The organism is Aeoliella mucimassa (genome assembly GCF_007748035.1).
GTDB lineage: Bacteria > Planctomycetota > Planctomycetia > Pirellulales > Lacipirellulaceae > Aeoliella > Aeoliella mucimassa.
Genome location: NZ_CP036278.1, coordinates 2784288 through 2810586, shown reverse-complemented (window position 1 = coordinate 2810586; position 26299 = coordinate 2784288). Strand labels below are relative to the sequence as shown.

Sequence of the window (26299 nt, the reverse complement as noted above, 5' to 3'; positions counted from 1 at the left end):
ATGAGCTGGTTGATTGAAAACTCATTGCGCCTTCGCCTGCTGATAATTGGCTTGGCCATCGCACTTGTAGTAGTGGGGGTTCGCACCGCCGATGACATTCCGCTCGACGTCTTTCCTGAGTTTGCTCCTCCCCTCGTAGAAATTCAGACCGAAGCCCCTGGGATGGCCACCGAGGATGTGGAAAGCCTGATCTCGGTTCCGATCGAGAACGCGGTGAACGGAATCCCTTACGTCCAAACTATTCGCTCCAAGTCGGTACTCGGATTGTCGAGCGTGCGACTTATTTTCGAGCCAGGCACCGACCTTCTAACGGCCCGACAATTGGTGCAAGAGCGATTGGCACTCGCCGCACGCCAACTACCGATGGTAGCCCGCCCGCCGGTGATATTGCCTCCACTTTCGTCATTGAGTCGCTGCCTCAAAATTGGCATGTGGTCGGATACGAAGTCGCAAATGGAGATGACCACACTTACGAAATGGACCATTCGACCACGATTGATGGCGGTGCCTGGAGTGGCCAACATTGCAGTCTGGGGCGAGAAAGAACCAGAGCTTCGCGTGACCGTCGATCCCGATCGCTTACGGGCGAACAATCTTACACTAAACAGCGTTCTACAAACCGTCCGCGATGCAACTGCGGTGGGCACGGGAGGTTTCGTCGACACGCCGAACCAACGCCTCGCACTGCGACATGTCCCTGCCGTGTATACCCCGGAGCAACTCGGCGAGATCGTGGTTGCGTTTCGCAATCCCCCTGCGAAAGCCCCCTCAGGCACTACGAGTTCGTCCACTCCGCTGCGGCTTCTCGACGTTGCCACGGTTGAGTATGATCATGCCCCGCCGATCGGCGACGCGATTATCAACAATCAGCCCGGCTTATTGCTAATTGTCGAAAAGCAGCCTTGGGCCAATACGCTAGATGTGACGAAAGGTGTCGAGAAAGCGATGGAAGAGCTGCGGCCCGCCTTTGCTGGCATCGAGTACGACACAACTATCTTCCGGCCCGCGACGTTTATCGAGCGGGCGCTGACCAATCTGACTCACTCGATGCTGGCTGGCTGCGTATTGGTAGTCGTTGTCTTACTGTTATTTCTCTTCGACTGGCGCAGTGCGATCATCAGCGCAACAGCCATCCCATTGTCGCTTGTGGCTGCAGTACTGGTCCTCGCCTGGCGGGGTGGAACGGTCAACACGATGGTGCTAGCTGGACTCGTTATCGCATTAGGCGAAGTAGTAGACGATGCGATCATCGACGTCGAAAACATCACTCGGCGACTCCGCCTAAACGCGAAATCTCCCAATCCTTGTAACTCATTTCGAGTGGTGCTTGATGCCTCACTCGAAGTTCGCAGTGCAGTCGTCTATGCCACGGTCATTGTGATTCTGGCATTCTTGCCGGTCTTCTTCCTGACCGGGCTCGCGGGATCGTTCTTCCGGCCTTTGGCCACTGCCTACATCCTGGCGATCCTCGCCTCGCTACTGGTCGCGTTGACCGTAACGCCGGCGATGTCGCTGTTCTTGCTCCCGAAGTCTGCTGAACGCAGCGCGAAGGATGGCCCTCTGGTCAGGATGCTCAAGCGAATGTACAGCGGGCTACTTTCCCTGCTGCTGAACCATTCGCGTGTATCCCTGGGAGCGGCACTCCTTTTCTTCATTGGAGTGGCTGCTTGCGTGCCTTGGCTCGGTGAAGAATTGATGCCGAAGTTCCGCGAAACCGACTTTTTGATGCACTGGGTTGAGAAGCCAGGCATCGGCATCGATGCGATGGATCATATTACCATCCGAGCCTCCGAGGAGATGCTCGAGGTGCCTGGCGTCCGCAATTTTGGCTCCCATATCGGACGGGCGACCGTAGCTGATGAGGTAGTGGGCCCCAACTTCACCGAACTCTGGATCAGTATCGACGAAGAGAATTACGACGACACCGTGGCCGAAGTGCAATCGATTGTCAACGGATATCCAGGACTGCACCGCGATCTTCTGACCTACCTTAGCGAACGTATTAAGGAAGTTCTGACCGGTACCAGTGCCTCGATCGTAGTACGGGTGTTCGGGCCCGACCTCGATCAACTTCGGGACACGGCGGCCGATGTGGCCAGTCAACTCGCCGATATCGAAGGGGTGACCACCCTAAAAGTCGAGCCTCAAGTACTTGTGCCGCAAATCGCGGTCGAGTTACGTCCCGAGGCAGCCTCGCAATTAGGCGTGACGCCCGGTGTGTTGATGCAAAGCGTCTCGACACTGGTCAACGGAGCCCGCGTCGGCGAAATATACCGTGACCAGGCGATCTTCCCCGTCGTCGTGTGTGGTAAAGAAGCCTTACGGAGCGACATCCAGAGTCTTCGAGAACTGATGATCGACACTCCTAGCGGAGCCCAGGTTCCGTTGGAAACCTTGGCAACGGTTACTGTAATGCCCGCACCGAATCAGGTGCTTCGCGAAAACGCTTCGCGACGCATCGATGTCACTTGCAACGTCGCCGGTCGCGATCTCGCTTCGGTCGCTACGGATATCGAGCGAGTGGTAAAGGCAGAAGTGTCGTTTCCCGAAGGTTACCACCCCGAATTCCTGGGCGAATTTCGTGAGGCCCAAACTTCTCGACACCGCATGCTTCTACTATCCATGGGCTCACTGGTTGCGATCACACTGCTTCTATACATCGACTTCGGCAACGTTAGAACCGTTGCCTTGATCCTCACTGCGCTCCCACTGGCGCTGCTCAGCGGTGTGCTAGGTGTCTTTGCTAGTGGAGGTGTAATCTCACTCGGCTCCTTGGTGGGATTCGTCACCGTGCTGGGCATTGCAGCCCGCAACGCGATCATGCTCATCAGTCACTATCGGCACTTGCAGTCGGAAGAAGGCGTCGACAACCGTCGTCAGCTTATCCTACAAGGTGCCGAAGAACGGCTTGCTCCCATTCTGATGACCGCGCTCACCACCGGCCTGGCCCTCACTCCCCTCGTACTAACCGGCGAATTACCGGGCCAGGAGATCGAACACCCCATGGCCCTGGTGATCCTGTGCGGTCTAGCCGGCGCTACGGCCGTCAACCTGTTCTTACTTCCGCTACTTTACAGCCTGTTCGCCCCAACAGAAATAGCTTCCACAACAAAAACATAAGCCTGAGAACGGCGCACCTTCCGAGATGAACTGAACCGTGCACCATTATCTCACGAGGATTGGAACTACTAGCGACCACAATCCGCAAGTAATGGCCGGTGGCCTTTCGTTACAGAGTCGACTATTTCGTTCTCGTCTTCTCGCTCAAGCCACATTCGCGCTGCCAACAAGTCAATTCGCGCTCGCGGAAGACCTTGAGGCGCTGCCAGTTTGGCTTTGAGCTGGATCTCCCGCCACTCTTTACGTGGAAAACTATTGGACCCTGCAAGCACACGACGCAACTCTTCGTCGTCATCCAGATCGGCCATCAGCTGTCGCGTCTCGTCGGGCATTGGTTCGCACACCCGGTATCCTACGCAAAAGTCGATCCAGCCAATGCTGGGGGCTAGCTTAGGCTTCGCTGCACACACTCGCCGATACAATGCCAGCGCTGGCTGCTCCCACCCATTGCGGTGCTGAGACCACCAGGCGATCAGCTTCAAGACATCCTCGGGAGTCGAGCCTTGCTCCCGGGCCAGCGAGACCGCTTTCTCGGCTTGAGAAACACCAGCCGATTCCAGCTTGTCCATAACAACTCCCCAGCCCTCCATAGGGAGATTGTTGTTTATTGATTGTTCTTTCTTCTTTGAAAGGGATTGGTCCTGGCTCGGACGTGGCCTGTCTCTAGCTCGACGATGGCCCGAAGCTTGCTCAGTCCTGGCTCGCGTGCGTTTTTTAGCCGGACGATAATCGCTCCAATTACAGACACTTATTATCTTCTCAACCTGGCTCGGCCTTGGCTCGACAAGGGCTCGTTTCTGCAACCTAATAATCGCACGCTCGCACCAAGAAGGGGCTCGGCCTGTTAGTGCTGCCAAACGACGTTTTCCCGCATACAAGTCTCCCGGCTGCAAGGTTTCCCCATTTCGACCTGGCCGCTGTTGATAAGCGGCCAAGTCTACTAAGAGTACCATGAATCCATAGAGTTCGTGATCGTCTCTTAGTTCGTCCAACACAGAACGAGGCAGCGTGATAAATCCCTTGCTCATCGCTTACTCCCCCGAAGTCGGAGACGAATCGCGGTGAGACGCGTTCAACACCGGTAGGCCTGACCTGGCTACACGGACCAACTCTTCACGATCAAAACGAACCAGCCGACCGATTGCGACTGATCGCACATTGCCAAGTTTCGCGTGAGCATCTAGCGTCCGGATGCCGATCCCCAGCATCTCAGCCGCCTCTTCTCTGCGCAGCAATAACTTGTCTGTCGTCGAAATACTCATTGCGTCCTTCCTTGCGTGGAGTAGAAAAGCACTGCTTCTTGCAGTCGTGCACACGACCTGCAACATCAACAAGCAAGAGGATAGAACTCTCGACAGCGCCCAACTATGGGACGAAATGAGCACACCACTGACAACGCAAGCAAGCGCCCAGCAGTGCGCACTCATCTATCTTTGTTTTCGTGAGCTTCTGGAGTGCAATCACCTGCACAGAGCCCACTGCTGGGCGCAAATTGAACCTTCTTGGGATTGAATCGTCGCTTACCATTTGCAGCAGGTTCCTTTTCGATCACTGCCTGCAACTCCGCAGGCATCGAGGCTATTGCCTCCGCTGCCTTCCGGATCCGGTTTCCGTCGATAGACATTGGAGTCCATTCGCCGGCCGCCTGATTGCACACATGTAGGACGTCCAAAGCAGATGTATTCAACCCACGAAACTCCTTGCCGTCAAACCGCACAGTTCCTCTCTCAACCACAGGAGCGTGTGGCAAGCAAGAAGATGGCGATGGCGTTTCGAACCGAGCAGAGTTATCCGATCTTCTATCAGCTGATCGACTCCTCAACTGATCGGCCAGAAATTCAAGAATGTCGCTAGAAGTATTGCACGGATCGCCACCCAGAAAACTGGCGTACTCACCTTTTGCAATCCGTTTCTCTTCGCTCTTCCTCAACCAGCAAGCCAATTCGTCCTTGGCTACCTCTTCCACACCCCTTGATCCTTGTGGAACGTAGTACTTCCTGCGCAGCCAACCTGCGACAGCAGCAGAGGGATAGCTCCGAGTTGCTGATACTGCAGTTCCCAATTCATGAGACCATGCAGCATGAAAAACCATCCTCATCCACTCGAAAAGCTCCCCCTCACTCCAATCTCGAACGACTCCAAATCCCGGCAGATACAAACCGGCATTACTAACCAGCCGACAAGCTTCGCCTCCCAGTAAGGAAAGTTGATCATGGTGCCGCTCACAACTTCGATCTAGCTTCTCTTGAGAAACAGACAGTTCGTCTTCGTAACAGTGGCCATCATATGCAATTACCAACTGCCACCGTTCTTCCTTGTAGGAAGCTGTAACATTGTGACACTCGACAAACGTCGGACACTCCGGCGCCCAAGCCGGATCAGTCCGCCAACGAATCTCATCAATGTGATCTGGATCTATCCAGTAAGCCGCGGGGCGAGGCGTCTGGCGCAAGAATGGCAAGTTGCGGGAGATGGAACAAGATACCTGCCTGTCAGCTATGCGGCGGAAATCCGCCGCTAGGTGTCGCAAGGCACGCTCTAGCACAGCCTCTTCGGCAGAACGATCAATGCCCATGGTTTTCTATCCTTCATACCAACCCGGCTGCCGACCGCGCAAAGGATAGAATACGCGACCGGCAGGCCGACGCCGGGGATCAGCCGGCTAGCTGGCAAATGCAGTGTAAACAAGAACATATAATGCACGTCAGTATATTACATTTAACAATCAGAGTCTCCCCTCAGCAAGTCGCGCAGCGCATGGCGCAGCGCGCCGGACAGAATTTGCGTAAACACCGTGGAAAAAGCAGATAGTTCGAGACCCTCATCGCCCACTTGACAAGTGTTCACTAGTTACAACAGCTGTGATACCTCTGCATTTCCAGAGTCAGCGATTTTCGCCATCACGTCTTGCAGCTGCTTATCAACGCTTTGCGCAGCGCGCTTTTCTGCTTGGACCGCTTGCTCGAAGTGGTCGTCGGTCACCTGCCGGTAGTGCTTATTGGCAATCTGCTGAGAATGGCCAAGCCAGGCAGCGGCAACATGCCCCGGGTATTTGTCGGCTAGCTCCGTGGCCCGGGACGCGTGGAATCTACTCCGGATTACGCAATGTAGACGCCGGCACGTCGGATCGCTCGACGCGGATGCAGGTCCAGAGATCGGTCGGGAAAGCCGTCTCACGCGGACCGGCAGTTACCAGCTCGCCCCCATCGAGTTGCAGACCGGTGAGCTTACACTTGCCGCTGGGGTGGGGCTTGGGAGGAAGAGCGGCTTCCCCCCCTCAGGCCAAGCACGCCGCCAGCGTCTTTAGTTCCATTATAAAACAAGCCGGTGCCAGCGGCACCAAAAGTTCATTCGCTATGCGACCGGCGATAGGTTGCTGTCGAATTGTTGACATCTTTATCTAAATTATCACCCGGTGGCTATCCGATGAACTAAGGCGATACTAGACCTGTCTGTCCTCTGGAGTCTTGCGGATGCTGCGTACATTAATCACAGCGAGCGTGGCGATAGCCTGCGGCTGCTTATTTCACTTCAAATGCGAGGCTCAGGAGGTCGACTTTACGACCTATAATGATTTGCTGGAGCGAGTTGCGGTGTTGGAGCAGCAGAATGCCCAAAGGCCAGTTGCCGCGTCTCAGTATGGGCAAGGTGGCAGTTGTGGCAACCAGCTAAGTCTCGGGCAGAGTGACGCGTGCTGCCAGTCATCTAGCTGTGGTCGCGAGGGCGTCTACTTCATGTACGAGCAAGTACTCGTTGCCCCATTTCAAACCAATTCTACGGCCATCATCGCTCAGAATGATCCCGTGATCGAGCACATTGGCTTCGGGTGGAACATGGAGCCATCGAACCGCATCGAGTTCGGATACCTGGGCGGCAAAGGTTGTTTAGGCTGGCGAACTCGTTACTGGCAGTTCGACCATAGTGAAACGCTTGAGGTCGACAGTTCGGTCGGCCTGGTTCAGGACGAAGGCGCTATTGTCTTCTCGTCGACGAATAGTGGTGACACGATCATCGGTGTGGTCGACGTCGATACGGCCGTTATGACTCAGCAGATCGAGATGGACGTACTCGACTTTGAACTGCAACGACAGTTCTCTTCTTCGTTTCTCGTGAGCGGTGGTCTACGGATGGCCAAGGCCAACCAGACCTACTTCGCGGTAACTGACTCGGGAACTGTGAATAGCAGCATCAACTTCGAGGGATTCGGGCCAACGCTAGCAGGTGAGTTCCGATATCCAGTTCGGCACACCAGATTCTCCGTCTACGGCATTGGGCGAACCTCGCTGCTATACGGGCAGCAGGACTTTATCGCCACGGATAGCGACGGGGGCGAAGTTCTCTCGATTCCCAACGCAGGCCAATTAGTCGGCAACCTGGAACTTCAGCTCGGAGCCGAATACCGCTTTGGCAAGTACGATCGGTGCTTCATCCGCACCGGTGCCGAGGCACAGTTTTGGTCGAACCTCGGTAGTCCCAACCCCTCGGCAACGTACGCCGACGACTCCGATGAGGCGGTCGCCGACGATCCACGTGGCGAAGACCTAGGATTCATCGGGTTAACGATAAGCGGCGGCTTTTCGTACTAAATTGCTTTATCATCGAAACGCGGACACAACCACCCTCGCCGATTCTCATCGGCGGGGTGGTTTCTTTTTGCGTGGCTACCTGATCTTGACATTGCAGTCGGAACTCCGTATCTCTTGTCACCCGTCGTAAATGTGATCTAAGGCTGCGTACTGTCTGCCAAGGCCCATTTCCTTCATCGACAGAGCTGAAACCGATGGGTTCAAGACGCACCAAACCTACACACTCTCCGCCAATGCTGGACCGGCTTGAGCAGCTGTTCAGCAAGCCGGTCGATGGCGCCTCGCTAGCCGTGTTTCGCATCTGCTTTGGCCTGATCATGGCGTGGCATATCGCCTCCTACCTGATTCCTGGAGACGGCATCCGCAAGCTGGATTTCTACTACGTCGATGCGGTATGGAATTTTAGCTACATGGGCTTCGAGTGGGTGCGTCCTTGGGCCGAACCATGGCTAACGATTCACTTCGTCGTCGCGTCTATTGCTGCGATCTTTGTTGCGGTCGGACTGTACTACCGAGCAGCGTCCATTACATTGTTCTTGAGCTACACCTATTTCTTTCTGCTTGAGGCAACCAACTACAACAACCACTACTACCTAATGTGTTTGCTCGCGATGTTGTTAAGTTGCATGCCGGCCACTCGCCGGTTCTCGCTCGACAACCTCCGGGCGGCGCGACGAGTTCGGGCAGCGGATGCGAGCCCCTCGCCCGTCGATGGGCTAATTCCCTTTTGGCCCGTGTTGTTGCTTCGCTTTCAAATATTTCTGGTCTATTTTTACGGCGGCATTGCGAAACTAAACTCAGACTGGTTGACCGGTGAACCGTTGCTCGCACCAGGCGACATGCTATACACATTCCTCGATAGCACCATTGGATTGCCAAACAGCTTGCAGGTGAACCATGTCTGTCTGATGCTTGCCTGGGGCGGACTGTTCTACGACTTGTCGGTGGGGCTCTTATTACTGTGGAAGCGCACCCGGTGGATTGCGATCGGCCTGACGTTCTTGTTTCATCTGCACAACCATTTCATCTTCCCGATTGGTGTCTTTCCAGTGATGGCGTTCACCTCGACGCTGATATTTTTCCCTACCGACTGGCCAATCCAAGCGACTCGTTGGCTGCGTTGCAAAGCAACGCGGCAACCCGTGGCAGCTAACTCGCTCCCAAAACCGCAACCTCGCCTGCGAGTGTCGCGAGTCGCAGTCGGATTGATTTGCTTGTTTGTCGTATGGCAGAGCACTTGGCCTTTGCGACACTACTTTGTTGCTGGCGATGCCAACTGGACGGAGGAATGTCAGGACTTCAGCTGGCGAATGATGCTAAGAGCCAAGGCTGCCGGCTTTCTAGTATATCGTGTTACTGATCCTGATCTTCAGATTGTTGACTCTGAAGATCGCTCACAAATCGATTGGGATGCCTGTCCTGCAGGCACGCCCAAGGCTGTGTATGCTTCCGTCGACAGCCACCTATTCAATTGGAATCATCACCCTGGAATGTCTACGATTTACGAGCCGGCATTAGGAATACGAGTCATTTACACTCCAACGGCAGCTGAGAGCTCAGCTATCGACCTCGTGGAGGCTAACAAGGCGAAGATAACCGAGCGTTGGCAGGCTGCTTTCAATAGTGAACCGGAAATTGAAGAAAGCATATCGCTCAATGAGGCAATCGCAGAGATTCGCCAACGGATCGAGAGCCCCGAGGTGCGGCGGCAATTCCACCCTTCTACAATCGCCCAACTCGTTGGATGGATCGACGAACTTGCGACGGCCGTCACGGAGCAGCAAAAAGCAGAAGCTTCTTCCGAGGCATTTCAGGTTGCAGTGACCGGAGCATTGGATCGCCTTAGTCGCTCCCAGCTGTACTCAATCGTTCGCCCCACGCTGGAGAGGCTTCACCCGTTTGCTTTGCAGGGTGGTGTGTATTCGGAAAAGCGGTTCCTCGTGATTCGCGACTCTAATCGCAGCGTCGACCTAGACGATCAAGCACTGCTTGCCCTGTCACACGGCGAGCCCTATTTGGTGTGGGTCGACTTCTCTCGTTTGCGGCCCGTCGATTGGCGGGGATTGCCCAAGTCGATGGTTACGTTTGAAGATCGAATGCTCAACGTGGTCTGGAACCACTTCCATGACATCCATTCCCAACAGCTTGAGAAGTTTACTGTGCGTCCGTACCTTATCCGTCAGTACGCTCGCCATATCGCCGACTGCTGGGAAGAGTCAACCGGTCGGCGCCCCGAGGTACAAGCCAGTAGCTATATTATGCTCAACTACTACTTCCCACGCCCGCTGGTCGACCCCGAGGTCGACTTAGCAAAAGTTGCCTACGATCCGTTGCACCATAACGATTGGATCCTACCGCGCGCTACACATCGCATCGACCTTAGCAACTTACCAAGAAGCCGGCATTAGATTCTTGTTTGCAGCAGCTAGCCAATAATGGATGCCGCAATGTCCTGGTTGGTGCTCTCCCGAATGACCGTCTTGTGGTTTGCGATTGCAAAAACCTGCATGATCAAGCTGAAGGCAGAACTCCTTCAACTGACCTGAAATGCCCGACACTCTCCTCCAATCTCTCCCCGACGGTCCCCTCGATATCGTGGGCGATGTCCATGGTGAGATGGACGCCCTCATGACTTTGCTAAGCAGGATGGGCTACCAGGACGGTGGTCGCCATCCCGAGGGGCGCAGGCTGGTGTTCGTCGGCGACCTTACCGATCGCGGTCCCGACAGCCTGGCGGTTGTGCAGTTTGTTCATCGCTGCGTCGATCAGGGGCTTGCGCATTGCGTGCTCGGCAATCACGATCTCAACATCCTGCTTGGCAAACGCAAGTTCGACAACGGTTGGTTCTTCGGCGAGGAGTTCTACGACTCCGATGGCAAGCTGGTCCCCCAGCGACTGGCGTCGGATGACGACCGGCGGCAGATTCTCGACTTCTTCGCCACACTGCCGCTTGCGCTGCATCGCCCCGGCTTGCGAGTGGTGCATGCCTACTGGGATGAGTCGTTCCTCGGTCACATCGGCTGCAAGACCGATGCGGCAGCGGTTCATAACTACTATGCCGATAGTCTCGAGTCCTACTCGCTCTGCCGGAGTCTGCCGCAGGTGGAGAAAGAACTCTCGTACCAGAACGACAACCCGGTGAAGCTGCTCACCTCCGGGCCGGTGCAACAAGCTGCCGAGCCCTTCGAATCAGCGGGCAAGCTCCGCGTCGTCGAGCGGGTGCCGTGGTGGCAGGACTACTCCGATCCAGAGCTCTGTGCGTTCGGTCACTACTCACAAGATGCCTCGATGAGTCGACGCAATACGAAGGCCATTTGCATCGACTTCGGTGCCTACAAACGCCGCCAGTCCGACCGGCCGTACAAGTTAGCCGCGTTGAGGGTGCCGGAAATGGTCATCGTTTGCGATGATGGAACCTACCTGCAGCTTCGGTGATGGCTTATGCTGTGCTTTCGCTCGCTTACTCCTCCTGTGGCGTCGTGACTCCTTGCACCTCTTCAATCGGCAAGTCAGCAGTGCTGGGTGCTTCTGGAGCACGCAAACGCAGGGCAGCCACTTGTGCCTGACGACTGTAGTCGATCGACTCACCAAGAATTCGAGCCGCTTCCTGATCGGCGTGGAACCCACGGGAGTTTTCGCTACTAATATAGTCAAGCCGCCACATCGCCTTGCGTTGAAGCACGAAGACATCTTTTAATGCTTCGTCGTCTGCGCCAGCCGCTTTGGCTTCCAGTATGGCATCGATCATCTCCGTCATTGCTTCGCCAGCACGCTCCAGCAACGCCTGATTTCGCGACTGAATCGTTTCGATGCGATCTACCAACTCCGTTTCACTCTGATGATGGCAATTCTGACAGCTTGAGTTTATGGTCTTCAGTGGAGACTGCACATTATGGCTGCTCAATTTTGCTGCTCCTACACGCTGGTAGGGCATGTGACAATCGGCGCAACTGACTCCGCTGCGAGCATGTATTCCCTGACTCCACAATTCGAACTCAGGATGCTGCACCTTGTAAGTAACGGCGCCGGTTTCTCCGTGGATATAGTCGACAAAGTCACTCCCGTCAGGGAATGTCGTCTCCTCCCAAGTACGCTCTTCGTCTTCCATCCGCAAGCCATTCTTCCACGGAAACGTGAGCGTCTTTTTATTGGCACAGTAGTACTCCACATGACACTGAGCACATACGAACGACCGCATTTCCTGGCGCGAAGCATGAGCATTCGGGTCGTAGGGTTCGTTGCGATCCCCATTTCGCCATTTGGCTATGCTCGGAAGATGCGGGGCAGGGGCTTCGCCTTCGGCCAGTGCGCGGATGCCATTCACAAAGCCAGGGCGTGTCACGCGAATCGCCATGGTTTTGGGATTGTGACAGTCGATGCAAGTGACCGGATGCGCCTCGCCTACCATTGGGTGATCTTCAGGCACTGGCTGGCCAGCAAACTCCCCCTCAAATCCACCAACGGGGGCGGGCGGGAACACGGGTTCGTTTTCATCCGGTGTTCCATCAGGCGCCTGCTTCAACATGGCCAGCACCTCTTCGTAGGTTTTGGTACTTACCTCTTCAAAGCCTTTTTGTACTGCTTCCATATTAAAATCGGCGGCTAAGGCCTCATCGCTACTATCCTCGCCAAGAGCCTCCAACCCAACTTTACGATAGAGCACTGTGGTCGACCCATGGCAGTGCAAACAGGCACCTGCTTGCGGCTTTTTGGTCACCCGCTCTGTCACCCCTTGGTCGTAGAGCATGTAGGCGTGCCCCCGGGCCTGGCGATAATCAATGCTAAAAGCGTACCCCGCATAAAGTCGCTTGAGCCAAGGCTGCTTTTCCAACTTCGACTGCGGCATTGCGCTCGATCCGCCATAGAATTTGTCGCCTGCGGTTGCCTTCCACCCATCAAAATGATGCGGCCAATTCAGCCCCCATGGCTCGGGATCGACAGAGATCTCGTTGAGCTCGACGACTTGTACGTAGGGAACACGAGCTTCCTGCTTATGAGTGAACATCGTGATCAATACCCACGCCACCAATGCGGTACCTATGGCAGCGACCAAGAACGCCAGCAGGAGAACTGTTGCTTTGCCGGATTGCTTATCAGGTGTGCTTTGCATCGCATTTTTTGGCATCGATCAATATCCTTCATAGCGTCGAGGTGCGATAGACTGCGAGTGCCCCACACTTGCATGACAATGCACACAGCTGAGCATGTCGTCGCCCTCATGGAGCGGGAGCATGTGATTCACAAGATCCTGATGACAGTGCAGACAAGATGCCTGAACCACTTTGCTGTTGCGCTGCTTGATCTGAATGGGATCCTTGAAGTTACCAGTAGTAAAAGCAAGCGAATGGAAGAATCCGTTGTCGGCTTTGGTCAAATACTTCGCGGCGTAGCTATCGTGTGGCGTATGACAGTCGTTGCATACGGCAACCGCATGATGACTTGATTTAACCCAGGAATCGTACGACTCCTGCATCACGTGACAGTTGGCGCAACTCTGAGGATCGTTCCCCAAGTAGGCGTAACCCTCGCCATAGCCAAAAGTGAATACCCCCAGTCCGCCGAGTACCCCAAATGTGGCTGCCACGAGCACCGGCATCCGCCAGCCCGTGGGTTTCGTCGATCGCTCCTTTGCTCGACTCTTACGGCGCGACATGAAAAGAGATACCCCGAGATATATTTTAGAAAAGGCAACTCGATGTACTGAGCGGTGGTTGACCACGGATTAGACACATCGTCGTTGCGCGGCAGTATACCTCAACTTTTAACTACCGACAACAACGCGGCTACAAGTTTACAACCATCTCCTGCTGGGCAACTCGCGTGCCAGGATTCAACGCGTTTTCTATGACGGTTTGCTTTTTGAAGCTTTCATTAGGAGCAGCAACATTTTCGTCGGCACTTCAGCAGAAATACTGTGAGGAAGATGGGGAGCCATATGGATAAACGTGCCAGCGGTGGCTTCGAGAGTTTCGTCGCCTAGCGAGACTCTCGCCTGGCCTTCGATGAACAACAGCACCGCCGGCATGGCTGCGGTATGCTCTGACAGCTCCTGTTTCGCATCGAAGGCAAACAATACCGCTTTGGAACTATCGTCTTGATGAATCGTTCGACTTACGGTGCTGTCGGTCGCGAAGTCTACCTCACCGGCGACATTCATGATGGCAGTGTAGTCCATGGATATTCCTTTCCAGCATTCTCTTAGCCGATGTAAGCACTCAATGGAGCAAGATACTCCCCACTCCGCTGCAGAAACTTGCTTATCTCACGTATCGCAAAGTCGCAACACCCCCTCTTCGAAATGTTCACGACAAATAATACCAAACGACAACTACCTAACTCACCTTTCACTCGATAGATAGCTACTGGACAACGTCCAATCTCCACCTGTCAACTGACCGATCTCAACGCTGTGCGTTCTGGGGATGTTAGACCTTACCGGCAGATCCTCTTTCTTTCCGGAAAGCTCTCTCAGTTAACCGAAACCAAGAGACAGCACTTACTAGTACCCCATCTGGCAGTGAGCGAGCGTTTGCCTCACTGCCAGTAGCTACCGGTCTGCATTTTTCCATCGAGAACCCAGAATGCCTGCGAAATCTGGCCACTACTCGTTCCGATTGTTACTCTGCTGCTGGTGCGCTGCATTAACTGCTAGCAGTCAGGCAGCCGAGCATGGCCTGGGTTATCCGGCGCGGTACCCTGTAATCGAATCTGTATCCAACGCGCCCCAGGACACCGTTGAATACACTTCGTACCATTCTGTGGGGTTTAGTTGCTGCGATAGCTGTTCTCCTGAGTCCAGCGATGCGGGTTTCTGCGAATGCAGCCAGTGCGTACAGAAGCGTTCAGCATCTCCGTCACCTTGTGCTACAAGTCACAAGGGATTGTTTTACGCGAATGATTTCAACTATTTGAACGATCCGGCATACCATGGTTGCTGCTTAGGTGACTGTTTGAAACTCATGCCGGTGGATCGTTGTGGTCAATGGGGAACCGTGGACGTTGGTGGGCAACTGCGCCTGCGATATCACCACGAGCAGGGCATGGGGCAACTGCCCGAAACCAGCCGTTTCCAGGACACCGAAACCGACTTTCTGTTAACTCGACTACGACTGTACACCAACTGGAAGGTCTCCGACCGGGTGCGGCTGTACGCCGAAGGCATTTATGCCGATGTCTCGACGTCCGATCTCTATATTCCACGAGCTATCGACGACAACTACGGTGATTTTCTTAATCTGTTCGTCGATGTTGCGGTAACCGATAGCACGGCTGTTCGAGTAGGCCGCCAGGAACTCCTCTATGGATCGCAGCGTGTTGTCTCGCCACTCGATTGGGCGAATACCCGCCGCACCTTTGAGGGCGTGAAGATCATGTACAACGAGTGCGATTGGTCGATTGATACCTTCTTTACCAACTATGTTCCTGTCGACGACACCGATCTTGACCAGGCCGATTACAACCAGCGTTTCTACGGCGTTTATGGTGTCTATAGTGGTCTCGAGAACGCAACCGTCGACATGTATTACCTGGGATACGACGACGACCGCGCCCTCGGTAGCAATGCGGCCGGCAGTCGCGACTTTTCGCTTCACACGCTAGGTCTCCGGATCTCTGGATCTCAAGGAGATTGGCTTTACGAGTTCGAAGGTGGACCACAGTTTGGCCGCCAGAGCGGCATCGGCGCGAATCACTCTGCGGGTTTTGCAACTGCTGGTATTGGTCGCAAACTCGACATGAAGTGGAAACCTACCATTTGGTTCTATTACGATTATGCATCGGGCAATTCTGCCGATGGCGACTTCAATCGTTACAACCAGCTATTTCCACTCGCCCATAAGTACTTGGGATTCATTGATGCAACTCAAAGAGCAAACATCGAATCGCCCAACTTACTGCTAACCATGACACCTCATGAGAAGGTGAGCCTGCTGTTCTGGTACTATCACTTGATGTCGAATACAGCTGGCGATATTGTGCCATCGATCGGCGGAACACCTACCCAAAGCACTTCCAGTAAAGACTGGGGCGATGAACTCGACGCGACAGTTCAATACAAGTTCACTCCACGGTCGAACATTCTATTCGGTTACTCCTACTTTTGGGCGGGTAACAAGATTACCCCAGTCGCCGGGGCTACCGATGCCGATTTCTTCTACACGCAGTGGGAACTCAATTTCTGACGTCGCGTGACGTCGATTCACTCGGCCTCGGACCACGTGCATCACTACCTGGTCCGGGGCATTTCCTATGTGGCTGAACTCGGTGCGGCTGCTTTCATCACGTCGGCTAGCGTCGTGTAGGTCAAGGTCCAGGCATCCCTTGCTTCTTCCGTGAAGGCTTCGCCGAGCCCTTGCTCCAGCGTCCAGAGCAGTGCTTCGCCGACCGATTCGTAGTCTTCGTCTTCTACGCCATACTCATGATGTCGGCGGCCTAGGTCTTGCACCGCTGGCACAATCTGATCGAGCTTTGGCAAGCCATTCACCGCGACCGCCAGCATGGCCATGAGCTTCCGCCCCTGCTGTTCCAGTTCCCCCTTAAACAACGGTCGCACTTCTGGCGCGATTTCGAACAACCGCGTATAGAACAACTTGGCGACCGCGTCCGCCTGCTGGGCTGCCTGCATCCAGGTACTTTGCACTATCGATATCTGACGTTCCGTTAGCATTGCCCCACCTCCCCACACGAAAGACTAGATTTAGATACTCAAGCCTAGTTTATGCCGCATCGGTTGCGACTGCGGTTTTGGGCTGGTCTTATCACGAGAGACTTACCCCATATTCATCCACAAACCGCATGCGTTTTCCGGCAAACTATTTCTCGCGTTTATTTACTAGACGCACCCTACAGCACAACTCCACTTTGTCGATATTTATGATTCAACCAAGCTGTAGGTCGCTTCGCTTTCGCCTACAACTTCCCCTACCACCGTGCTATTGGCATCCACCTCGGATACCTGCTCGCTGCCTGTCTGCTCAACTGCCTTGGGCAAGCCAATGTAGAAGGTGGTGCCTTGCCCCACCTCACTCTCAAAACGCAAGGTACCGCCGTGCATCTTTACAATCACGTTGCGGCACAAGGCCAATCCTTGTCCAGTACCTTTGCCAACCTCTTTCGTTGTAAAGAACTGGTCAAACACCCGATGTTGAGCTTCGGTGGGTATGCCGCATCCGTTGTCTCGAATCTCAATCACTACTTCCGTTTCGGTGCTGCGGGTGGTGATATGGATCTGCCCTTGGTCTCCTTCGCCAAACTTCGACACGATCGCATCGCATGCATTTACCACCAGGTTCAAAAGCACCTGATTTAGTTCCGATGCGAATACCGAGACTGGCTGCAACTCGCGATCAAGATCGAGCTTCACTTTCGCTGCGTATTTCCAACGAGTTCGAGAGATGGTGATCGCCATATCGATCGCCTCATTCAAGTCGATCAACACCCGACCTTCGTTGCCAGGATGCGAGAACATCTTCATCGCTTTCACGATCGAGACGACTCGCTGGATGCCGAGATGGCATTCGGCCACCGCTTCTTCAATCTGCAGTCGGACGTGATTACAGCCGCAATCACGAATCATCTCGTCGATCGTAAGTCGGCGTTGCTTCCAAGCTATCGGGTCGTCGTCGGTAAGCTGCGATTCGTAGCAGCGGATCACTTCGTTTACCCGTTCGAGCACCTGTTCCACGTAAGCGACGTTGTCCTGCACAAACTGCATCGGCGTGTTGATCTCGTGGGCGATGCCGGCTGCGATATCCAAAACTCCCCCAACTGATGGAAGTGCATCAACCCGCCGGCCTCTCGAAACACCAGCTACTGCCTGCGCTTTCGAGAATCAGCACGAATCCTGCAATCTCCCTAGCCACTGGGATAGATTCCCAATTTTCCCACCGATGGGAAAATTGAATCTCCGCCGGCTCTACAAAACCAGTGGTTTTCGGCTGCGAATAGATTCCCATTTCCCAAAACGCATCGAGTGGGAATCTATTTTCGCAGTGGGAAAGTACCGCAAGTCGTTTACCAGTAACAAGTTGCATCAACACCTCCACGGAAAGTGCCCAGAATAGATTCCCATGGGTGGGAAACTATTTTGGGTTGGGAGTTGGATGTAGAAATGTCATCTTGAGGGAGCTTCCAGCGACTGAAAGATCTAGCCTATCGCTTACAGCCTAAAGCCTACAGCTTTGACACAAGCGCAGCAGCGAACGCCCACGCAAGCAACCAATCGCCTGCGCGTCGCTAGTAGTCTGACTTTAAAAAAGCATTACATTTGATTCACCTCCAATCACTAAAAAAGACAACAGCCGAAAGCTGATAGCCAACAGCCTTTGCCACCTGTCCATTAGAACACCACAGGTGGCCATTTCCCAGCGAAAAGTGGAACCATCCAGGAAATAACATTGGGCCCGCAGATGATGCCTAGCGAGGGGTACTTACGGACTGCGACGAGAATTGTCGCGAGCGATTACGACCGACGATCGCAAGTCCCCCAACTGTTGCCAGCAACAGAAACGCCGATGGTGGTTCGGGGACCTTGGTCCCGAGCGTGGCGATGAACGCCTCGTTTCGCTGGCGGCTAGCACTCGCCGCGGTGCCAACCACGACCGAACCATCGTAGGAGAGCGCATTGACCTCGGAAATGATCCAGTCGTCCATATCGACTCCTTGATCCACCAGCAGCTGACGCAAGCTTTGCACGCCATGGGTTTCGTCCCAAATCCACCCTTCGACACCGCTAGCAGTGCGCCCAGAGCCCCCCACCACGTTGCCATCGCCCGACACGGCAAACGCCCCGGTGGCAACCAGTTCGTCGGTGACCGCCCCGAGTGGTTGCATGCCGGTTTCGGCGGTCCAACGAAAAGCCATATCGCCTTCGGACAATTCGCCAGAGCCCACGATCACGGAACCATCAGCACTTAGGTTCCGGGCCTGGCTGGCGACGAAGCCTCCGTCGTCGCCGAGGGTGCTTAGTAGTTCGAAGCCGTTGGAATCGGTCCACCGAAATGCCTGCGCCATCGAGACAGAGTGACCGATCACCACCGATCCATCGTCGGAGACCCCATAGAAGTGAGTGGAACCATAGCCAGCGGGGAGTTCGACCAGTTGGTACCCACCCGACTCGGTCCAGTACAACGGGATCCGTGTTCCATTGCGATTGTAAGAGCCGACCACGGTGGATGCGTCGTCGGTTACATCAAATGCAAACGAAAAAGTGGCCAACGGGTGAGGTAGTCCGAGCTCTACGTAGCCGGAATCGGCGGTCCAGAGGAAAGGCAAAGTCCGCCCGCTGGCTCCCGCGTTCGTGTTGTACCCCACCAAGGCAGTTCCATCCGAATTACTGCGGGTGGTGACGCCCGAGATGCCGCGACTACGGTCGACCAATTCCTCAAGGCCCTGTGACTCCGTCCAACGCACCGGCATGTTACTGTTGAGTCCGCTGCCACTACGGTTGTACGCGCTATAGGCAAAGGCGGTTTGGCCATCAGCACTGAGCCCGGTGCCATAACTGTAGGGAAAGTCGAGCGGAACGACTCCCAGTGGGGTAAAGCTGGCCATCGTACCGGCCAGCGTTTGACCACTTGCCAGCACTCCCAGTAAGACGAACGCAAAGGTTGGTCGCAGTCTCATGAGTTCTTCCCCGGCAAAACAGAACGAGTACCAACGATAGCCCCCCGCCAAGCGGCTACCAAAGAGATGAGCAACCAGCTAATCGAAGGGGCGTTCGCCCACGCGCTGGTGGGGGTCAATATAGCAGGGCCAGCTGCTCAGGCCAAACTTTCGTCTGCTTTTGTCGCCTAGGTTTCCGCAAAAAGGGCACCGGAGCGGCAAGTCATGTTGTGAAATCGAGTGTTGCAAGGAGTCACCACCATTGGCAAATCGCAAACGTTTTTAGGGTGGCATGCTGGATGCTAAGAATTCCCTTTTTGGCATTACTTCTCACAAACTTCACGAAGTAGAAGCTGGTAATCGCCTTCGCGAAAGGTATATTCAGGGAAAGTGATAGGCGGATGAGGTGGCACCTTGGGAGAAGTGCCACTTACAAAGGATCCCCAACACGACTATTCGATTCCTGTGCCAGCCTCGCCTGGCAACCAACGTTCATTGTGGCTGGTCGATTCTACATTGCCGCACGGAGACAACGAAGGAACACAATGGATCGACCAGCGGAAGCCCCACTGCGGTACGCTTGTTTTTGGTGACGACGAGGAATCACCGACGACTCGCTTTCGTGAGCTGGTAGTTCAATCTCTGCGTGTAGAAGTAAGCGTTTCGATCACAAAACGTGATCGCCCGAAGTTTCACGTTCTTCCCCAAGGAGACGAGTGCTACCGCCTACGAGAAAGGACCCCTGAGATGCTTCGTTATCTAGCGTTCGCTACCACCCTGGCCCTGGCTTGTTTACTCGCCAGTACGAGCACCGCCCAAGAATCACTGCCTCGGCCCGCGCAGGCCTTTGAAGGCAAGATTGGTTTGACCTACCAGGACTCGACTGCAGTCAAGCCGAAGCTCAAGATTCCTGCGACCTATGGCCTGGAAGACGCCCCCAACATTCTGATCGTGCTCATCGACGACTGTGGCTTTGGGCAAATGGGGACGTTCGGCGGTGGCATCCCCACTCCTACACTCGACCGCGTGGCTCGCAACGGGCTGGTTTACAACCGCTTTCACACCACCGCGCTCTGCTCCCCCACCCGCGCGGCGTTGCTCACGGGTCGAAATCACCACTCGGTCGGCAGCGGTGTGATTGGCGAAGCGGGCACCGGATTCCCGGGCTACGACGGCATCATCCCCGACTCGACCGCCACTGTGGCCGAGGTGCTTCGCGAGTATGGCTATATGAATGCCTGGTTCGGCAAGAACCACAACGTGCCCGACTGGGAAACCAGCCTCGTCGGTCCGTTCGATCGCTGGGCCGACGCGCTCGGCTTCGATTACTTCTACGGCTTCGTGGGTGGCGACACCGATCAATGGCATCCAGCGTTAGTCGAAGGGCGCAAACGCATTGAGCCCCCCAAGACTAACGAAGATGGCTCTCCTTATCACTTCACAACCGACATCGCCGACAAGGCGATTCGCACCATTCGTGCGTCGAAAGCGGTGGCCCCGCAGCGGCCGTTCTTTGTGTACTTCGCGACCGGGGCCACGCATGCCCCGCATCAGGTGCCAAAGGAATGGGTCGACAAGTTCGAAGGCCAGTTCGACGACGGCTGGGATGCGTACCGCGAGAAGACCATCGCCCGGCAGAAGCAACTCGGCGTCGTGCCGAAAGATACGAAGCTGACCCCACGGCCCGACTCGCTGCCGGCCTGGGATTCGCTTCCCGAGAAAGAGCGCAAGGTCTACGCCCGCATGATGGAGGTGTTCGCCGGCTTTACCGCGCACACCGATTATGAAGTGGGGCGCGTGATTGATTCGATCGACGAACTCGGCGAACTCGACAACACGATCATCATCTACATGGCTGGCGACAATGGTTCGAGCGCCGAAGGTGGCTTGAATGGCCTGTTGAACGAGATGACCTTCTTCAACGCGATTGAGGAACCGCTGGAGAGCAAGCTCGATGCGATCGATTCGCTCGGCACCGACCAGCACTACAACCACTTTCCCGCCGCCTGGGCGCACGCGATGGACACGCCGTTTCAGTGGACCAAGCAGATTGCCAGCCACTTCGGCGGCACTCGCAATGGCATGGCCATTTCGTGGCCGAAACGCATCAAAGCCCGCGGCGAAGTGCGCGACCAGTTCCACCACGTGATCGACATCGCCCCCACGTTGCTCGAAGCGGTCGGCGTCACAGCCCCGGCCGTCGTGAACGGAGTGGCTCAGAAGCCGATCGAAGGGATCTCGATGGTTTATACGTTCGACGACGCCAAGGCCGCCGATCGCCGGACGACGCAGTACTTCGAAATGATGGGCAACCAAAGCATCTATCACGATGGCTGGATGGCCAGCGCCATGCGCGGCGTACCTTGGCTGAGCGAGAACCCGCCAGCCGACCTGCTGAACATGCCATGGGAACTGTATCACGTGGAAGAGGACTTCAGTCAGTCGAAGGATCTGGCGAAAGAGAACCCCGAGAAGCTCGACGAGCTGGTAAAGCTCTTCTTTGCCGAAGCCGCTCGCTATCAGGTATTGCCGCTCGACGATCGCAAGACCGAACGGCTGAACGTCGACAATCGGCCAAGTCTCACCGAGGGCCGCACGACGTTCGTGTACCCCAATCTCTTACGCCTGCCTGAGGGAGCCTCGCCCGACCTGAAGCATCGCAGCCACGAATTGATCGCCGAGGTGGTGATTCCCGAGGGAGGAGCCGAAGGGGTGTTGATGACTCAAGGTGGCCGGTTTGCTGGCTACGGCATGTACGTCAAGGACAACCGCCTGACGTACCACTACAACCTGGCGGGCGTGGAAACTTATACGATCACCTCCGACCAGCCGCTTCCCACGGGTGAGGTGACTCTTAAGGTGGTTTACAAATCCGACTCGAACAAGCCGTTTGCCGGCGCCGACGTGGCGTTGTTTGCGAACGACAAGGCGATCGGTTCCGGCCGGGTGGAGAAGAGCATCCCTAATCGGGTGACACTCGACGAGACCCTCGACATCGGCTTCGATACCGGCACACCGGTGGCCGATTACTCGTTGCCATTCGAGTTTACCGGCACCCTTAAGAAGGTGACGATCGAGCTCAAGTAAGTTACTTAATCGACGAGTCGACGACGTTTCCCCGTCGTGCGACAGACAACCAGGTCTACTTTTCACCTCACGCGGCCGGTGTGCAACCATTGTGCATCGGCCGCGTGACTGTGTTACATTGGTCAGCATCCCGCCAATGTTCCAGCCCGCCTCGCCCAAAGCGGTGGGCCCCGCCCTGCGACATGGAGTTGCACCGATGGTTCGAAGTTTGAGTGCTTGGCTCTTCGTTCTCGCTATAACCGCGTCCGCCGTCGCTTCGGCAGCCGAACCACCGGCGGACGACACGCTGCTGACCATCGACAATGGCACCACAAAGATCGGCATCGACCGATCCAGGGGTGGTTCGATCACTTGGTTGTCGTGGAGTACGTATCCACACAACACCATCAACATCCACGACCCCGGGCGGCTGATCCAACAGTCGTACTACACCGGGCGGGTGCTCGATCGCACGGCGGAAGGTCAGTCGAAAAGCTGGAGCCCCTGGCCTTGGAACCCGATCCAAGGGGGCGGCGTTAGCTCCTGGGCGCGAGTCACTCGCTTCGAGAAGCCCAACGCTTCGACCCTCACCAGCGTGACGATTCCCAAACTCTGGGACATGCCCGACGAAGAAGCGGCCGCGGTGATGCATCAGACCACGCGTTTTGAGCCCGACATGCCAGAAGTGATGGTCATCGAGAATCGACTCGAGTGTCGTCGCAGCTCCGACGATGCCTGGGGCCCGGCGGTGCACTGCTCGCAGGAGGTGCCCGCATGCTACTTCACGCGCAACTTCGACCATTACAAGAGCTACCTCGGCGACGGCGAATGGCGCGACGAGCACCAACCTGCAGGCCCTCCGTGGGGCAATGCCGAGCCTCCACGCAAGGCGATGGCTTGCTTCAACGCCGAAGGGCAGGGGATTGCGGTGTTTAGCCCTACTTCGAATTTCCGCTGGAACTTCGGGCCGCATCAAGAAATCATGTCCGACGATCCTGAGCATGGCGCCTGCGTACATGTTGCACCGATCTCGCAAGTCACCCTCGGCCCCAAGTCGACCTACGAGTATCGCTACTGGCTGGTAGTTGGCGACCAGGCGACGCTGGCCGATCGGCTGGAAACCTTGTGGGCGAAGTACAAGGACGAGCAGGGCACACTCACCAATCCGTCTGAATAATTCGCCGCTTTCCTGAATGCATGCAGTGTTCGTTCGGCAATCCGGGTATTGTCAAATGCCCTTCAGCGCCAAAGGTCTGGAAGTCGACCCCCCCGCGCGTCGCATCCTTTTTGGCTGCTGATTACCGCGGATTAGGTAGTGAAGTGCAGTACTGCGGAAGGAGTAAGTGATGAATGTCTCGAGCCGTCGTGCGTTTTTGTCGAGTGTAGCCGCGGGGAGTGCCGCGTTGGCTTCCGGACCGCTGTTGGCCCAGTACTCCAAGCCAGGCTCGGTAATGCCAACGCAGGGCAATGCTTCGGGTCCGCTGCCGAAGAACGACCCCACGGAAGCTAAACGATTCGTCCCCAGCACTCGTCTCGGTTTGGGCGGAGTCGCGGTCGGCAACGGATTTGCCCCGACCAGCGACGAAGAGGCTCAAGCCACCTTGGCGGCCGCTTGGGATTCGGGCGTGCGTTACTTCGATACGTCGCCTTACTACGGTTTTGGTCTGAGCGAGCGTCGCTACGGGTGGTTCCTGCACAATCACCCCGCGGATGATTACGTGCTGTCGACCAAAGTGGGCCGGGTGTTCCACGCTACCGATGCTCCGCGCACCGGAACGTTGTGGAAAGAAGCGTCGCCATTTGATTACAAGTACGACTACACCGCCGATGGCGCGCGTCGCTCGATTGAAGATAGCCTCGAGCGACTCGGGGTATCGCAGATCGATATCGCCTTCATCCACGACCTCTCTCCCGACAATGGCGAAATCGACTGGCAAGAACAGTTCGAAATCGCCCGCAAGGGAGCCATGCCCGAACTGACCAAGATGCGGGAAGAGGGAATGATCAAGGCCTGGGGTTTCGGAGTGAATCGCCCCGCGCCGGCCCTTAACTCACTGGAGGTGGCCGATCCCGACATCATGCTACTAGCTTGCCAGTACTCGCTGATCGATCACGATCAGGCCCTGCACGACACGCTGCCGAAACTCGCTGAACGCAATGTATCGGTCGTCGTCGGCGCACCGCTGATGGCTGGCTATCTCGCAGGGCGCGATCGTTACCTGTACGGTGGCAATGTCCCAGAGGGGGCTCCGGCCAAGCGTTCGCAACTGAGCGAAGTGGTCACGCGCTACGGTATCGACCTGCGAACCGCGTCGCTGCAGTTTGCCGCGGCGAATCCCACGGTTTCCTCCGTCATTCCCGGCGCCCGCACCCCCGCCCAGGCGGAAGCCAACGCCGAATCGATGCGGGTGAAGATCCCCACCGACTTGTGGTCGGAGCTCAAGCACGAGGGACTCATCGCCAACGACGCTCCCGTGCCGGCGGAGCAGGCTTAGTTCGCATTCTCTATTTCGCGATTGCGATAGAGCGACGAATCGACCGCGGTGAGCATCTGCTCCAGATCGACTTGCATTGGTAGAAACTCAACGATTTGCTCGGCCGAAGGAATCGGATCGAGTACTAACTCGTTGTAGTTGATCTCGATCAAGTCGATCGTCGATTGCGTCGGCAGCCAGGCGAAGAATTTCGTCAGGTGCGACTCGAACGCTTTCTTAATCACCGCCGGATCGGGGGGATTCACTCCTCGACGCACCAGCATCTTTTCTTGCGAGGTGATTACCTCGTCCATATCGCGTCGCATGAAGACAACTTTATAGTGCTCCGTCGCAGGCAGGTCGAACAACAGCTGCGAGATCATCTTCACCACCTTGCCCCGGGCATCGGGTAGCCAGGCGGTGTCTTGCTTGATCTTCTTGACCCGCTCGAACTCGTAGTAACCCTTCGGATTATCCGCATCCGCTTGCCGCTCGTGGTCGGTTACCGGCTCGATGCCCCCCTTGGCCAGCATCTGCATCATGAGCGACGTACCCGAGCGGGGCAGGCCAGAAACAACAACAATGGGAGATACATCAGGCATCGGTTTCACGCTATAGGTTAACGTTCAAGAAAGGCTTGGCCGCAAACGCAGCCACCATGGAAATCAGGAACCAATACACCATCCAGTAATTGGTGCCAGATGTCCAGCTGGATCGATCAGGATAGGTTACTTCAATCGATTGCACCGTGGAATCGGCCGCGAACGGCGTCTCGCGGGGATGCAACACTACGTCGCCGAACAACAGGGCAGGGCGTTTGATGCTAGTGGGCTGAAACACATCGCCAACCGAGAGTTCCTTGGTATAGGTCTTGTCGCCGACCACAAAATCGAGCTGTTGCATTCCGACTGTGGTTGGTTCGAGTTCCCAGCAAACCATTTGTTTACTCGGTACTCGCACGGGCCCAGTCACCACCTTGGCTCCGTCGGTGCTGGCTAGTTCAATCTTGTCGACCGCTTCGGGTTCCGCATCGCTCAGCATCACGGTCACCACCGACGGTTCGCCGACATCGAGCGGCCGAACCTGGTACCACAAGGCTAGCTGACCGAGGATTAGTATCATCGGCACTGTCAGCACCGCCATTGGAACGAGCGAGTACCATAGTAGCATGCCAGCACTGGCCAGCAGTCGACCCTGGCAGCGAAAGCTGACCCACAGATTCTCCTTGAAGAGCGATAGCGCGAGCATATTCGCCTTGATGCGATTGCGAGTGCGCTTGATCGCCTGCTGATTCGACGTGTGCTTGAACACGATGATCATCAGCACGCCGGTCACGGCTCCCACGAGCGTGGCCGACAACCAGCCAGGCATCCACCCGACCGGGGCCAGGAGCACCCGCCCTAGCGCATTGGCAAGCGCATTCAACCAAACGACAATTTGCGTGAACATCGG

18 protein-coding genes are annotated in these 26299 nt (G+C 55.8%); 8 read left to right on the top strand and 10 right to left on the bottom strand.

The window, feature by feature from the left end:
• Positions 1-3120 (top strand): efflux RND transporter permease subunit, encoded by a 3120-nt coding sequence (locus Pan181_RS11205; protein WP_145246894.1) that lies wholly within the window; start codon positions 1-3, stop codon positions 3118-3120.
• A 68-nt stretch (positions 3121-3188) separates the two neighbouring features.
• Here Pan181_RS11205 and Pan181_RS11200 read toward each other — a convergent pair whose 3' ends face one another.
• Entirely contained in the window at positions 3189-3689 is a 501-nt protein-coding gene (locus Pan181_RS11200; protein ID WP_145246893.1) for a hypothetical protein, read from the bottom strand.
• 854 nt (positions 3690-4543) lie between these two features.
• On the bottom strand, positions 4544-5695 hold the full coding sequence (locus tag Pan181_RS11190; RefSeq protein WP_145246891.1) for a hypothetical protein: 1152 nt from the start codon (positions 5693-5695) through the stop codon (positions 4544-4546).
• An 898-nt stretch (positions 5696-6593) separates the two neighbouring features.
• Here Pan181_RS11190 and Pan181_RS11185 point away from each other — a divergent pair.
• The 3 genes from Pan181_RS11185 (at position 6594) to Pan181_RS11175 (ending at position 11141) form a co-directional block, all read left to right on the top strand.
• Positions 6594-7706, top strand: coding sequence for an Lpg1974 family pore-forming outer membrane protein (locus Pan181_RS11185; RefSeq protein ID WP_145246890.1), 1113 nt, complete (start codon positions 6594-6596; stop codon positions 7704-7706).
• Positions 7707-7900: 194 nt separating this feature from the next.
• The gene (locus tag Pan181_RS11180; RefSeq protein ID WP_145246889.1) at positions 7901-10114 is read left to right on the top strand and encodes an HTTM domain-containing protein; all 2214 of its coding nucleotides are present in this window, start codon (positions 7901-7903) and stop codon (positions 10112-10114) included.
• A 139-nt stretch (positions 10115-10253) separates the two neighbouring features.
• The gene (locus Pan181_RS11175; RefSeq protein WP_145246888.1) at positions 10254-11141 is read left to right on the top strand and encodes a metallophosphoesterase; all 888 of its coding nucleotides are present in this window, start codon (positions 10254-10256) and stop codon (positions 11139-11141) included.
• A 25-nt stretch (positions 11142-11166) separates the two neighbouring features.
• On the opposite strand, the gene Pan181_RS11170 is transcribed toward Pan181_RS11175, so the two are convergent.
• The 3 genes from Pan181_RS11170 to Pan181_RS11160 all read right to left on the bottom strand — a co-directional run bounded on the left by Pan181_RS11170 (position 11167) and on the right by Pan181_RS11160 (position 13881).
• Positions 11167-12831, bottom strand: coding sequence for an ammonia-forming cytochrome c nitrite reductase subunit c552 (locus tag Pan181_RS11170; protein WP_231943810.1), 1665 nt, complete (start codon positions 12829-12831; stop codon positions 11167-11169).
• A gap of 3 nt (positions 12832-12834) precedes the next feature.
• Positions 12835-13302, bottom strand: coding sequence for a cytochrome c nitrite reductase small subunit (gene nrfH / locus Pan181_RS11165; protein ID WP_231943856.1), 468 nt, complete (start codon positions 13300-13302; stop codon positions 12835-12837).
• 246 nt (positions 13303-13548) lie between these two features.
• The gene (locus Pan181_RS11160) at positions 13549-13881 is read right to left on the bottom strand and encodes a cupin domain-containing protein (RefSeq protein ID WP_145246885.1); all 333 of its coding nucleotides are present in this window, start codon (positions 13879-13881) and stop codon (positions 13549-13551) included.
• 784 nt (positions 13882-14665) lie between these two features.
• On the opposite strand from Pan181_RS11160, the gene Pan181_RS11155 reads away from it, so the two are divergent.
• The gene (locus tag Pan181_RS11155) at positions 14666-15886 is read left to right on the top strand and encodes an alginate export family protein (protein ID WP_197529165.1); all 1221 of its coding nucleotides are present in this window, start codon (positions 14666-14668) and stop codon (positions 15884-15886) included.
• Between the two features lie 65 nt (positions 15887-15951).
• Here the strand turns inward: Pan181_RS11155 and Pan181_RS11150 are convergent, their stop codons facing one another.
• From Pan181_RS11150 to Pan181_RS11140, 3 genes are all read right to left on the bottom strand, one after another.
• Positions 15952-16344 carry a globin family protein gene (locus Pan181_RS11150; protein WP_197529164.1) on the bottom strand — a complete coding sequence of 131 codons (393 nt, stop codon included), beginning with the start codon at positions 16342-16344 and terminating at the stop codon, positions 15952-15954.
• 231 nt (positions 16345-16575) lie between these two features.
• Positions 16576-17460 (bottom strand): sensor histidine kinase, encoded by an 885-nt coding sequence (locus Pan181_RS11145; protein ID WP_145246882.1) that lies wholly within the window; start codon positions 17458-17460, stop codon positions 16576-16578.
• Positions 17461-18119: 659 nt separating this feature from the next.
• Positions 18120-19328: a hypothetical protein gene (locus Pan181_RS11140; RefSeq protein WP_145246881.1), complete on the bottom strand. Its 1209-nt coding sequence runs from the start codon at positions 19326-19328 to the stop codon at positions 18120-18122.
• A 726-nt stretch (positions 19329-20054) separates the two neighbouring features.
• On the opposite strand from Pan181_RS11140, the gene Pan181_RS11135 reads away from it, so the two are divergent.
• The 3 genes from Pan181_RS11135 to Pan181_RS11125 all read left to right on the top strand — a co-directional run bounded on the left by Pan181_RS11135 (position 20055) and on the right by Pan181_RS11125 (position 24868).
• Positions 20055-22394 (top strand): arylsulfatase, encoded by a 2340-nt coding sequence (locus Pan181_RS11135; protein WP_145246880.1) that lies wholly within the window; start codon positions 20055-20057, stop codon positions 22392-22394.
• A gap of 196 nt (positions 22395-22590) precedes the next feature.
• A complete protein-coding gene (locus tag Pan181_RS11130) occupies positions 22591-23550 on the top strand; it encodes a hypothetical protein (protein ID WP_231943809.1) in 960 nt (319 codons plus the stop codon).
• Positions 23551-23719: 169 nt separating this feature from the next.
• Entirely contained in the window at positions 23720-24868 is a 1149-nt protein-coding gene (locus tag Pan181_RS11125) for an aldo/keto reductase (RefSeq protein ID WP_145246879.1), read from the top strand.
• Here the strand turns inward: Pan181_RS11125 and Pan181_RS11120 are convergent.
• Both Pan181_RS11120 and Pan181_RS11115 read right to left on the bottom strand, forming a co-directional pair.
• Positions 24865-25449, bottom strand: coding sequence for a sulfotransferase (locus Pan181_RS11120; protein WP_145246878.1), 585 nt, complete (start codon positions 25447-25449; stop codon positions 24865-24867). The two genes, Pan181_RS11125 and Pan181_RS11120, sit on opposite strands and share 4 nt — an antisense overlap.
• 10 nt (positions 25450-25459) lie before the next feature.
• Positions 25460-26296, bottom strand: coding sequence for a hypothetical protein (locus Pan181_RS11115; protein WP_145246877.1), 837 nt, complete (start codon positions 26294-26296; stop codon positions 25460-25462).
• Positions 26297-26299 lie beyond the last annotated feature (3 nt).

Excerpts from the sequence above, each read along its gene's own strand:
- Pan181_RS11205 (WP_145246894.1), top strand. The coding sequence starts at position 1 with ATGAGCTGGTTGATTGAAAACTCATTGCGCCTTCGCCTGCTGATAATT.
- Pan181_RS11200 (WP_145246893.1), bottom strand. The coding sequence starts at position 3,689 with ATGGACAAGCTGGAATCGGCTGGTGTTTCTCAAGCCGAGAAAGCGGTC.
- Pan181_RS11190 (WP_145246891.1), bottom strand. The coding sequence starts at position 5,695 with ATGGGCATTGATCGTTCTGCCGAAGAGGCTGTGCTAGAGCGTGCCTTG.
- Pan181_RS11185 (WP_145246890.1), top strand. The coding sequence starts at position 6,594 with ATGCTGCGTACATTAATCACAGCGAGCGTGGCGATAGCCTGCGGCTGC.
- Pan181_RS11180 (WP_145246889.1), top strand. The coding sequence starts at position 7,901 with ATGGGTTCAAGACGCACCAAACCTACACACTCTCCGCCAATGCTGGAC.
- Pan181_RS11175 (WP_145246888.1), top strand. The coding sequence starts at position 10,254 with ATGCCCGACACTCTCCTCCAATCTCTCCCCGACGGTCCCCTCGATATC.
- Pan181_RS11170 (WP_231943810.1), bottom strand. The coding sequence starts at position 12,831 with ATGCCAAAAAATGCGATGCAAAGCACACCTGATAAGCAATCCGGCAAA.
- nrfH (WP_231943856.1), bottom strand. The coding sequence starts at position 13,302 with ATGCCGGTGCTCGTGGCAGCCACATTTGGGGTACTCGGCGGACTGGGG.
- Pan181_RS11160 (WP_145246885.1), bottom strand. The coding sequence starts at position 13,881 with ATGGACTACACTGCCATCATGAATGTCGCCGGTGAGGTAGACTTCGCG.
- Pan181_RS11155 (WP_197529165.1), top strand. The coding sequence starts at position 14,666 with ATGCCGGTGGATCGTTGTGGTCAATGGGGAACCGTGGACGTTGGTGGG.
- Pan181_RS11140 (WP_145246881.1), bottom strand. The coding sequence starts at position 19,328 with ATGAGACTGCGACCAACCTTTGCGTTCGTCTTACTGGGAGTGCTGGCA.
- Pan181_RS11135 (WP_145246880.1), top strand. The coding sequence starts at position 20,055 with ATGCTTCGTTATCTAGCGTTCGCTACCACCCTGGCCCTGGCTTGTTTA.
- Pan181_RS11130 (WP_231943809.1), top strand. The coding sequence starts at position 22,591 with ATGGTTCGAAGTTTGAGTGCTTGGCTCTTCGTTCTCGCTATAACCGCG.
- Pan181_RS11125 (WP_145246879.1), top strand. The coding sequence starts at position 23,720 with ATGAATGTCTCGAGCCGTCGTGCGTTTTTGTCGAGTGTAGCCGCGGGG.
- Pan181_RS11120 (WP_145246878.1), bottom strand. The coding sequence starts at position 25,449 with ATGCCTGATGTATCTCCCATTGTTGTTGTTTCTGGCCTGCCCCGCTCG.
- Pan181_RS11115 (WP_145246877.1), bottom strand. The coding sequence starts at position 26,296 with ATGTTCACGCAAATTGTCGTTTGGTTGAATGCGCTTGCCAATGCGCTA.